Origin of the sequence: Nocardia sp. NPDC006044 (genome assembly GCF_042871115.1) — a bacterium.
Lineage (GTDB): Bacteria > Actinomycetota > Actinomycetes > Mycobacteriales > Mycobacteriaceae > Nocardia.
Map to the genome: position 1 here is coordinate 825,098 of NZ_JBIAID010000001.1, position 10,468 is coordinate 835,565.

10 protein-coding genes are annotated in these 10,468 nt (G+C 68.0%); 4 read left to right on the top strand and 6 right to left on the bottom strand.

Annotated elements, in window-relative coordinates:
* Nucleotide 1 precedes the first annotated feature (1 nt).
* Entirely contained in the window at nucleotides 2-850 is an 849-nt protein-coding gene (locus tag ACFYO1_RS03830; protein WP_387226874.1) for an alpha/beta hydrolase, read from the top strand.
* A gap of 333 nt (nucleotides 851-1,183) precedes the next feature.
* The gene (locus ACFYO1_RS03835; RefSeq protein ID WP_387226877.1) at nucleotides 1,184-2,161 is read left to right on the top strand and encodes an alpha/beta hydrolase; all 978 of its coding nucleotides are present in this window, start codon (nucleotides 1,184-1,186) and stop codon (nucleotides 2,159-2,161) included.
* 67 nt (nucleotides 2,162-2,228) lie between these two features.
* On the opposite strand, the gene ACFYO1_RS03840 is transcribed toward ACFYO1_RS03835, so the two are convergent.
* Nucleotides 2,229-2,480, bottom strand: coding sequence for a hypothetical protein (locus tag ACFYO1_RS03840; protein WP_387226879.1), 252 nt, complete (start codon nucleotides 2,478-2,480; stop codon nucleotides 2,229-2,231).
* A gap of 10 nt (nucleotides 2,481-2,490) precedes the next feature.
* On the bottom strand, nucleotides 2,491-3,825 hold the full coding sequence (locus ACFYO1_RS03845; protein WP_387226881.1) for a S8 family serine peptidase: 1,335 nt from the start codon (nucleotides 3,823-3,825) through the stop codon (nucleotides 2,491-2,493).
* 451 nt (nucleotides 3,826-4,276) lie between these two features.
* Between ACFYO1_RS03845 and ACFYO1_RS03850 the strand changes: the two genes are divergently transcribed.
* Complete coding sequence (locus tag ACFYO1_RS03850) at nucleotides 4,277-4,738, top strand: hypothetical protein (protein WP_387226883.1); 462 nt, start codon at nucleotides 4,277-4,279, stop codon at nucleotides 4,736-4,738.
* 66 nt (nucleotides 4,739-4,804) lie between these two features.
* Here ACFYO1_RS03850 and gndA read toward each other — a convergent pair whose 3' ends face one another.
* Nucleotides 4,805-6,259, bottom strand: a complete 1,455-nt coding sequence (gene gndA / locus ACFYO1_RS03855) for an NADP-dependent phosphogluconate dehydrogenase (protein ID WP_387226884.1) — start codon at nucleotides 6,257-6,259, stop codon at nucleotides 4,805-4,807.
* 151 nt (nucleotides 6,260-6,410) lie between these two features.
* Between gndA and ACFYO1_RS03860 the strand changes: the two genes are divergently transcribed.
* Nucleotides 6,411-7,370 (top strand): purine-nucleoside phosphorylase, encoded by a 960-nt coding sequence (locus ACFYO1_RS03860; RefSeq protein ID WP_387226887.1) that lies wholly within the window; start codon nucleotides 6,411-6,413, stop codon nucleotides 7,368-7,370.
* Between the two features lie 16 nt (nucleotides 7,371-7,386).
* Here the strand turns inward: ACFYO1_RS03860 and ACFYO1_RS03865 are convergent, their stop codons facing one another.
* Genes ACFYO1_RS03865 through ACFYO1_RS03875 form a run of 3 tightly spaced genes read right to left on the bottom strand, consistent with a single transcriptional unit; the run spans nucleotide 7,387 to nucleotide 10,447 of the window.
* Nucleotides 7,387-8,223, bottom strand: a complete 837-nt coding sequence (locus ACFYO1_RS03865) for a siderophore-interacting protein (RefSeq protein ID WP_387226889.1) — start codon at nucleotides 8,221-8,223, stop codon at nucleotides 7,387-7,389.
* Nucleotides 8,223-9,452, bottom strand: coding sequence for an enterobactin transporter EntS (entS, locus tag ACFYO1_RS03870; protein WP_387226891.1), 1,230 nt, complete (start codon nucleotides 9,450-9,452; stop codon nucleotides 8,223-8,225). Before entS ends, ACFYO1_RS03865 begins: the two co-directional genes overlap by 1 nt.
* Nucleotides 9,449-10,447 carry an ABC transporter substrate-binding protein gene (locus ACFYO1_RS03875; RefSeq protein ID WP_387226893.1) on the bottom strand — a complete coding sequence of 333 codons (999 nt, stop codon included), beginning with the start codon at nucleotides 10,445-10,447 and terminating at the stop codon, nucleotides 9,449-9,451. The genes entS and ACFYO1_RS03875 overlap by 4 nt, the downstream gene beginning before the upstream one ends.
* Nucleotides 10,448-10,468 lie beyond the last annotated feature (21 nt).

The following is a 10,468-nucleotide window of genomic DNA, read 5'->3' on the forward strand; positions in this document are numbered from 1 at the left end:
TATGCCGGCGACGCCGACCAGCACGGTGCTGGTGTTGATGGCGGGATCCAATTACAACCACACCTATTGGGACTTTCCCTATGCGCCGGAGACATACAACTTCCGGCGCGCGATGAACGCCGCGGGTTACGCGACGCTGGTCGTCGACCGCTTCGGCAACGGCGCGAGCACCCGGCCGCCGAGCGCGACGCTGACGGCGACCGGTTCGGTCATCGCCCTGCATCAACTCGTCGGCGCGGTGCGGCAGGGACTGCCCGGCGCGCAACCGTTCAGCAAGGTGATCACCGGCGGGCACTCGCTCAGCTCCGGTGTCGCGGTGATCGAGGCGAGCACCCATCACGACGTCGATGGTGTTCTGCTGACCGGGTTTTCGCACAGTTTGAATCCGGTGGGCACGCTCGGCGTCGTGGCGACCTACTATCCGGCGGCGAGTGACCCGCAATTCGCCGGAAAGGGCTACGACCCCGGTTATCTGACCACCCGCCCCGGAACGCGGGCGGACGATTTCTACGGTGCCGGAGATTACGACCCCGCGGTGCTCGCCACCGACGAGGCGACCAAGGAGGTCTTCTCGCTGACCGAGTATCCCGATGGCCTGACCTCCACGCTTCCGCCGGCGACCAACCTGATCGACGTGCCGGTGATGGTGGTCAACGGAAGTGCGGACCGGTTGTGCCTGAGCGCCTGCGCGAGCACGGCCGCCCTGGCCGCGGAGGAGGCGCCGTATTACAGTGCCGCTGCCCGGTTGCGCACCTTTGTCCTGCCCGGTAGCGGGCATTCGGTGAATCTCGCCCTGAACACCGCCGCTTATCAAGCCGCAGTACGCGATTGGCTGGCCTCGATGTTCTGACCACGGCGCGCTGTCCGGCGCGTAGCCCTGCGGGCGGGAGCGGCCGAAGCTCCCGCCCGCAGCGCAGTTGCCGCCCGATGTGCCCGAAAGGTGAAGTCCCGGTGGTTTCCTCGCTGGTGGCGCCGGTTTGTCAAGTGGGCCAACACATCTCCGTCCGGCGTGGCGCGCGGGCGGGGTAGCCACATCTTCGCGATAGGTATTGCGCATCAACCGGCGTGCGGGTTAGCCTCCCGGTTGATGACTCAACAAGGATGCCAGAGTGGTTATCCGCGTATAACTCCGAGGGGAGCGGGTCGCGTGCGGGCCTCGATACGGGCTTTTGTCATATCAACAATGCTCTGTCTGACGCCGGGTATCGCCCAGGCGGATGAAGTTTCGCTGCCGGATCGCTGCCAGGAGATCACCTTCCCGGTGCCGCAGGGAACGCTGGCGGGGAAGCTGTGCCAGCCGACGGACAGGCCGACCGATGCCGTCATGGTGTTGATGGCGGGTTCCAATTACAACGGCTCCTACTGGGATTTCCAGTACGAGCCGGGGACCTATAACTTCCGGCGCGCGATGAACGGCGCGGGCTACGCCACGCTGATCGTCGACCGGCTCGGCAACGGCGCGAGCACCAGGCCGCCGAGCGCGACCCTGACGGCGACGGCCACCGCGGAAGCGCTGCACCTCATCGTGCAGCAGTTGCGGCAGGGCCTGCCGGGTTCGAAACCGTTCGGCAAGATCATCACCGGCGGGCATTCGCTGAGCTCGGGCACCTCCGTCATGGAGGCCACCAAGTATCACGACGTCGACGGCGTGCTGCTCACCGGATACTCGCACACGCTGTACGTGCCCGGCGTGCTCGGTGTGATCGGCACGTACTATCCGGCCGCCCAGGATCCGGCATTCGCCGGTCGTGGCTATGACCCCGGCTATCTGGTGTCGCGGCCCGGCTCTCGCGCCGCGGATTTCTATGGACCGGACAACTTCGATCCGAAGGTGGTCGCCGCCGACGAGGCGACCAAGGAAACCTTCTCCCTCACCGAATATCCCGACGGTTTGATGTCCACGCTGCCCGGGATGTCCAGTCTGATCACCGCCCCGACAATGGTGGTCAACGGCGGTAAGGACATATTGTCCTGCGGGCCGAATTTCTCGATCTGCGCGGACAGCGTGACGCTGCACGCGGCGGAGGCGCCGTATTTCGGTCCCGACGCGAAGCTGCGCACCTTCGTGTTGCCCGGCTCCGGACATTCGGTGAACCTCGCGCCCAACACCGCCGAGTATCGCGCCGCCGTCATCGACTGGGCGGACTCGATAGTCCGATAACGACCAGAACCCCGAGCCCGGCGCCGACGATCAGCGGCGCCGGGCTCGGTCGTTTCGGAACCGGCTCTTACGCACGGGGTTTCGGGTCGAAATGCGATCCGTTGCCGGGCTCGATGCGAGGGTCGGCGAAGATCTCGGTCCCGGTCGCGCTCATCCGGGCCGCGGCCGCATCGGTCACCCGCAGGGCATACAGGCCGTTCGCCGGCTCCACGGCCACCAGGCCGTAGGCGGTATCGACATCGTCGGCGGTGAGCTTCAACTCCCGCAGGGCGGCGTCCAGGGTCGCCTCCTGCGGGAGCCGGACGGTCAGCAGCGGCATGCCTCCCACGTTACGCGCGGGTGGCCGCCCGGTTCAGCTCCGCGAGCAGCGCCGTGGTGTCGGCGACGCCGTACCCGTAGTCATAGTTGTAGCCGCCCGGCTGGGCGGTCGCGGTGCGCTGCAACAACTCTCGTAGCCGAGCGGGCGGCAGCGCGGTCGCCGGCCAACGGGTGCGGATGGCCGTGACCAGACCCGCGGCCACCGGCGTGGCCGCGGAGGTGCCGGTGTCCGGTTCGGTGGCGCCGAATGCCGTCGACCCGAGGAAATGGGTGTAGGAGCAGATGTCCGGCTTGCGGTCGGTCAATCGACCGGGGCCCTGGGACGAATAGCCCACCCGCTTGCCCGCGGTGTCGACGCCGCCGATGGACAGCACACTCGGGTGCGAGTTGGCCCCGCCGATCGGCTTGTTCGGGTAGGCGCAACGGCCGTCCGGGCAGTCCCGCCCGCAATTGCCCGCGGCGAACAGGATGTCGGCGCCCGCGGCTTCGAGCGAGCCGACGATCACGTTGAACGGGTGGGACGGATTGTCGGAGTAGTTGCCCGGCGCGCCCACCGGGAAATCCCAGCTCGGCGAGAACGAACCCCAGCTGTTGCTGATCACCAGGGCCCGGGACGCGGCGGGCTGATCGGTGAGCACGGTGCGCAGGTGGGCGTAGCCGGCCAGCGCGTCCGACAGCAGGCCCTCCATGACGGTGCCGCCCTGCCGCCGGCTCTGCAGGACCGGCAGGTCGAGCAGCGCGGCCTTCGGCGCGGCGATGAGCGCGTCGAACGCGCACATCGAGCCGTGGTCCACCGGGAACTCGCCCGCGGTGCCGGTGACGCCCGCCGGATTCCAGCTGCGCGCCTTGTCGATGGTCACCGACCCGCCGCGTACCTGCTGGACCTTCGCGGCGTTGATCCCGGTGTCCACGATGGCCAGTGCCACCGCCGTGCCGTCCAGGCCGGCGGCGGCCAGATCGCCGTGGTGCAACAGTGTTTCGACGTCGTGCCAGTTACCGACCGCGGGAGTGTCACCACAGGTGAGGTTGGTCTGGACAACCGGATCCGCGAAAACTCCGGTGACTCCGCGGGCCGCCGACAAGTGCGACACCGCGTCGGCGATGCCGTCGTCGTCGATCTCGCCGCGCACCAGCACCGCCGCGTGCTCCGGTGCGAGCGAATACCGCAACTGATCGGCATTCGGCACTGCCGGAACGGGTTTCGGCACCGCGATCGGCGCATAGGTGTGATCCAAGACCAGTCCGGGCAGCTGCCCGGCAACATCGGCGGAGGCGACCGGAACCGCGCGATCGGCCACTGCGGTAATCAGATCGACGGACGGACGAAGCTGAATTAGTACGCGCATATCTGCCATGATGCCGCCCCGCACGGCAAAATTCGCGCCTGGCGTGCAAAGTGCCGCTGGGTCGATGCGTAACGGCGACCGGAATAGCTGCAAGCTGCCAGCAATTTTACCGAACTGCGTGGTGCGGATCACAGTACGGGAGGTGATCGCGTTTGCCGAATGCGGATCGGACACACCGGACAGCGGCTGCCCGCATGCCGCGGTTGCCGCGCGCTGTGTGGGTTTCAGCAAAGGTCTCACCAGGTAGTGGACAGTAACGTTGGGCCACACAGGTATTGACGTCTGGTGTGCCGAGATCTCTTTTGCTAGAGCATGTTTCGATTTCCCGGACATTGCCGTACCGCGGATTCCGTGGTTAGGCTTGTGTCGGTTGCCGACGCTGCCGACCGTTATTTTCCGGCACGGCAACCGCGTTCAACCAGTTCATCTCGATGATTGATGGGACGGTTCGATGAAATCAGGAATCCGCTCTGGCCTATTGCGGTTCGCCGCGATCACCTGCCTCGCAGTAACCGCCGTCGGCGCGCCCGCGGCCTTCGCCGCCCCGAACGATCCGTCCGGGCCGCTCTGCACGATGAGTTACCCGGTCCCGGTGGAGCCGTTCCAGACGCCGGCGTCCAGCGACGTGTTCGCAACCTCCGCCGGGGGCTCGGTCGATCTGAAAGTCCACACGAACGCGGGGACGGATGTGGCCTACGACCAGAAGTTCTCGGTCAACTGGTCCAATATCGACACCGGCCGCAGCGGGGTAGCCGACACCTCCGCGCAGGTGAAGGGCCCCGACAACACGCTGACCGTCACCGGCATCCCGACCAAGCCCGGCCGAATCCTGTTCAACCTCGGCGTGTTCAACCACGGCGAGGGCCAGAACTACACCAACGGCGAATGCACCGTGGAGTACCAGGCCAGCTGATCTGCCCCGGATAAACGATCGAGCGCCCGGCCGATGGCTCGGCCGGGCGCTCGACGCGACATTCGATCAGTCGGCCTGGATCTCGCTGCGGTCGCCGCTCCACAACGTGTGGTATTTGCCTGGCATGTCGATGCGCTCGTAGGTGTGCGCGCCGAAGAAGTCGCGCTGGGCCTGGGTGAGCGCGGCGGGCAGGCGCTCGGCGCGCAGCCCGTCGTAGTAGGCCAGCGACGAGGCGAAGGCCGGGACCGGAATGCCGAGCTGTACGGCCGCCGCGACCACCCGCCGCCAGCTGTCGATGGCGTTCTCGATGGCTTCCCGGAAGAACGGATCGAGGATGAGGCTCGGCAGCTGCGCGTTGGTGTCGTACGCGTCCTTGATCCGGTTGAGGAAGCGGGCCCGGATGATGCAGCCGCCGCGCCAGATGGTGGCGAGGTCGCCTGGGCGCAGGTTCCAGTCGTATTCGGTGCTGGCGGCGGCGATCTGGTCGAAGCCCTGGGCGTAGGCGACCACCTTGGACGCGTACAGCGCGCGCTCGATGTCCTTGGTGAACTGCTCGACATCGGTGGGCTTGTCGGCGAGCTGCCCCGAGGCGAGCCCGACGGCGGCGCGGCGCTGATCGGTGGCGCCGGACAGCGCGCGGGCGAACACCGCCTCGGCGATGCCGGTGACCGGGACGCCGAGATCGAGCGCCGCCTTGACCGTCCAGCGGCCGGTGCCCTTCTGCTCGGCCGCGTCGAGGATGACGTCGACCAGCGGCTTGCCGGTCTTGGCGTCGACCTGGTTGAGCACCTCGGCGGTGATCTCCACCAGGTAGCTCTCCAGCTCGCCCTGGTTCCAGCCGGTGAACACGTCGGCGATCTGCTTGGCGTCGTAGCCGACGGCATCGCGGAGCAGGTGGTAGGCCTCGCCGATGAGCTGCATGTCGGCGTACTCGATGCCGTTGTGCACCATCTTCACGAAGTGGCCCGAGCCGTCCGGCCCGATGTGCGTGCAGCACGGGGTCCCGTCGACCTGCGCCGCGATCGACTCCAGCAGCGGGCCGAGCACCTCGTAGGACTCCTTGGGACCGCCCGGCATGATGGCCGGACCGTTCAGCGCGCCCTCTTCGCCGCCGGAGATGCCCGCGCCGACGAAGTGCAGGCCGCGCTCGCTCAGCGACTTCTCCCGGCGGATGGTGTCGGTGAACAGCGCGTTGCCGCCGTCGATGATGATGTCGCCCTCGTCCATCGCGGCGGCGAGTTCCTCGATCACCGCGTCGGTCGGGTCGCCGGCCTTGACCATGATCAGCACCCGGCGCGGCTTCTGCAGCGCGCCGACGAACTCCTCGATCGTCTCGGTGCGGACGAAGTCGCCCTCGTCGCCGTGCGCCGCGAGCAGCGCGTCGGTCTTGGCGACGCTGCGGTTGTGCAGCGCGACGGTGTGTCCGTGCCGGGCGAAGTTGCGCGCGATATTGCTTCCCATCACTGCGAGGCCGGTGACCCCGATGTGGGCGCGTGCGTTCGATCCCGCCGATGACGTCATGCTGAAAGGCCTTTCACTCGGCGCGGACTTCGCCACGCTTGTGCCGCAAGAAAACCTGTCGTCCAACCTACATGGGTGGCGCTGTGCGATTGTCGGCCGTTCGGGTTGGCGCGGTAGCCGGCGGCAAGCGGACTTGTCATAGGATCATCCGATGCCATTACGTCGCTGGATAGTCGCGTTGACGGTGTTCACGACGGTCGCCATGGCGACCGGCTGCGGTGGTGCGGGGGAATCGTCGCCGGCGCCGGTGAAGGTCGGCGTGCTGGTCATCACGATGTTCGATCCGGAAGTCGAGCCGTGGTTGCAGCGCGAGTCGCTGCCGATCACCGTCGAGGTCCCCACCTCGTACAAGCCGGTGCACTGCAACGCCGACGGACTGTGCGTCGCCGAGACCGGGCAGGGCAAGGCCAACGCCGCGGCCACCATGATGGCCGTGCTGGACAGCCCGAAACTCGACTTCACCAACGCCCACTTCCTCACCGTCGGCACCGCGGGCGCGCCGCCGGACCAGGCCACCCTCGGCTCGGCGACCTGGGCCCGCTGGGTCGTCGACTTCGACCTCGGCAACCACCTGATCCCGGCCGAAGCGCCGAGCCTGCCGTACGGCTACCGGCCGGTCGAGAACTACAACACCGCTGCCTATCGCCTGAACGATCAGCTGATCGACACCGCCTTCGGCCTCACCGAACACGCAACCCTCGCCGACAGCCCCGCGGCCGCCGCCGAACGCGTCCAGTTCGGTCAGGGCGACCGCAAGCCGTCGGTGACCAAGTGCGACACCATGACCGGCGACGACTGGTTCTCCGGCAAGGAACTCTCCGACACCGCGCGCCACATCATGGGCGTGCGCACCAATGGTCAGGGCACGTACTGCACCACGCAGATGGAGGACAACGCCACCGCCGCCGTCCTCGACCGCCACGGCTATCTCGACCGCTACCTGGCCCTGCGCACGGTGAGCAATTTCGATCAGCCCTACCCCGGCCAGAGTGTGCTCGACCACCTCGAACAGCAGTCCGCGGGCTTCCGCCTCTCCCTCGACAACGGGTACACCGTCGGCCGCACAGTCGTCGACTACTTCTTGAAGAACCGGTACCAGCCGGCTCGCTGAGCGCGCCGGCCGGTTCCTATTCGTCTCGGTCGTAGTCGGCGATGCCGCGTTTCCAGTATCCGGCGATCAGGCAGTCCTTCGGATCGATGCCGAGGTCGCCGCGCACCCAGCGGCGCAGCGGCTTCAGCACACCCGACTCGCCGGCCAGCCAGACGTAGGTCCGTTCTCCGGCGGGCACTTCGATGGCGCGCAGCGCCTTCTCGAAGGCATCGCCGGTACCGGGCGCGGTGTGGCCGCGATGCACCCAGTGCACCTCGAAGCCGGCGGGTGCGTCCAGCGGGATCTCCTCCTCGGGACCGCCCACCTCGATCACCGCCCACCCGGCGGACGCGCGCGGCAGCCATTCCAGCCAGCGCGCGATGGCGGGCAGCGCGGTGATGTCACCGGCGAGCAGATACCTGTTGTAGCTGGTGGGCACGACCACGCCACCGGGCGGGCCGGCGATGTGCATCGGGGTGCCCGGGACGGCGGCCAGCGCCCAATCCGAGGCGAGCCCGCCGGGATGCACGGCGAAGTCGATGTCCAGCTCCCGGTCCGCGGCGCTGAACCGCCGCACGGTGTACTCCCGCGACACCGGACGCGGCTTGCCCCACTCCAGGGAGAGCCCGTCCTTCCGGGGCAGGCGCAGCACGCCCTGCTCGTCCGGGAAGACCAGTCGCACATGCTCATCCGGCACATAGCTGTGGAATCCGGCGAGATCCGCACCGCCGAAGGTGATGCGGATCAAGCCCGCGCCCACCTGCTCGGTGCGCAGCACCCGCACCGCGCACAGACCGATCGGGTATCCGACTTTGGCTCCGTGCGTACCCGACAGCACCTCGGCGATGCGGTCGGCATAACCGGCACGATCCATCAGGGCTTCTCCCTTCCCATCAGCGGGGCGGCGGCGACCGCCGTCAACCCGCCCAAAACCAGTACGGACAGCCCGTAGACCACGAGAGCGGTTCCGGGCGCGAAGAATTGGCCGACCAGGCCGGCCGTCATCGAGCCGACCGCGGTCCCGGTCACCGCCTGCACCATCAGCAGGCCGGAGAGCCGGCCACGCAGTTCCTCCGGGGATTCTTGTTGCAGGATCGTGTAGCGCAGCACGATGTTCAACGCCCGCGCCAGGCCGAATCCGGCCAGGCCGAGGAAGGCCGGCGCGGCATGCGGCCAGAGACCGGCGACGATGACGCCTATCGGCATGACCGCCATCGAGATCAGCAGCGCCCGGCCGGGCCGCGTGCTGCGGCCGATCCAGCCGCTGGTCAGCGAACCGAGCACCGCGCCCGCGCCGGGTGCGGCGTAGAGCAGGCCGAGAGTTGTTGTCCCGACGCCGAGTTCGTCGTGCGCGAGGGCGGGTAGCAGCACCAGCGGACCGCTGACCAGCATGGCGATCGTGCCGGTCAACAGCGCGGCGCGGATGACCCGGTGCCTGGCGGCAAATCTGATGCCGATGGCGAGTTCGCGCAATGGATGCGCGATCTCCCGCTGCGGCGGCGGTTGCGGTCCGATGGATCGGATCAGCCCCACCGTGGCGACGGTCGCGCCCGCGCAGAGGAAGAAGGCCAGCCCCACACCGGATTTCGCGATCAGCAGTCCCGCCAGCGCCGGGGTGACCATGGTGCCGAGGTCGGTGGTGAGCGAGGTGAGCGCGCCCGCGGCGGCCACCTTCTCGCGGCCGACGAGCTTGGGGATCAGCGCCATGAGCGCCGATCCGCTGACGCCACCGGCCAGGCCGTCCACCACGCCCGCGGCGTAGATGACGGCCAGGAACGGATCAGGCAGCAGGGCGTTCAAGCCGAGCGCGAGGAAGCCGAAACCCGCTGCGCTACGTGACCATTGGATGACGTCTCGCCGGTCGTACCGATCCGCGATCACCCCGCCCGCCAGGGATCCGGCGAACAGGGCGACCGCGGTGACGGCGGTGACGCCCGCGACGTGCAGTGACGATCCGGTGGCCTGGTAGACCTGCACCGGCAGCGCCACCATGAGCAGGCCGATGCCGAGCACCGAGATCAGCCGGGCCGCAAAGGCATTGCGGAACTCCCGGCTGGCCCGCAGTGGCGAGGTGTCGATCAGCAAGCCACCGAACGATGTCACTTGAAGCGCTCCGCCAACAGGTCGAGGGTGGCCATGGCGGTGCGGTAGTCCGGACGCTGGCTGGTCGCGGGCAGCTCGTAGAGCTGACCGTTCTGGAAGGCGGGCAGCTTGGCCAGCAGCGGGTCTTCCTTCAGCTGGGCAATGGTGCGGCCGCCGTCGAGTGTGATCACGAACAGCACCGGGGCGTCGACCACCGTGCTCAGCAGCTCGGGGCTGAAGGTCACCCAGTCGCCGGCCGCGGGCCGGGCCGGGTTGCCCGCCTTGGCCTCGACCTTGTCGTCCATGGTGAAGCCGACCGAGGACAGCAGCGTGGCCAGCGAGGTGTTGGGGGCGATCAGAGTGGGCTTGCCGTCCTTGCGTGACTGCATCACCGCGGTCGCGCCCTGCGGCAGCTTGATCCCGGCCTTCACCTTCGCGACCTTGTCGTTGTACGCGCTGATCAGGCTGTCTACCTTCGCGGAGCGGTTCACGATGTCGGCCACCGACTTCAACTGGTCCTGCCAGTCGGTGGCGTTGGACGACACGAGCGCGGTGGGTGCGATGGCGGTGAGCTTGTCGTAGTTGTTGATCGACTGCTGCCCCGGGTAGCCCGGCCCGCCGCCGACGATCAGGTCCGGCTGCTGTGCCGCGATGAACTCCAGGTTCATGTCGTCACCGGAGGGCACCGCCACGGTGCCCTGCTGCTTGGCCTCCGCGCCCCACGCCGCGGGGAACTCACCGGGCTTCATCGTGACGCCCAGGATCCGCGGATCCGCGGCCTTCACCTTGACGCCCAGATCGAAGAGGTATCCGGCCAGCACGCCGTTGACCACCACGATGCGTTGCGGGTCGGCGGGCACGGTGACCGCGCCCTTGGCGGTCTGCACCTCTCGGGTGCCGGACTTGGTCGATTCGTCCGTGGCGGAGCTGGTGCAGCCCGCGACCACCGCGACGAGCGCGAGGATCAGCAGCGCGACGGCGGCACGCAGGCGGGCCGTCTTTCGGTACAGCGACATGGAGAGTTTCTTTCTTGTTGG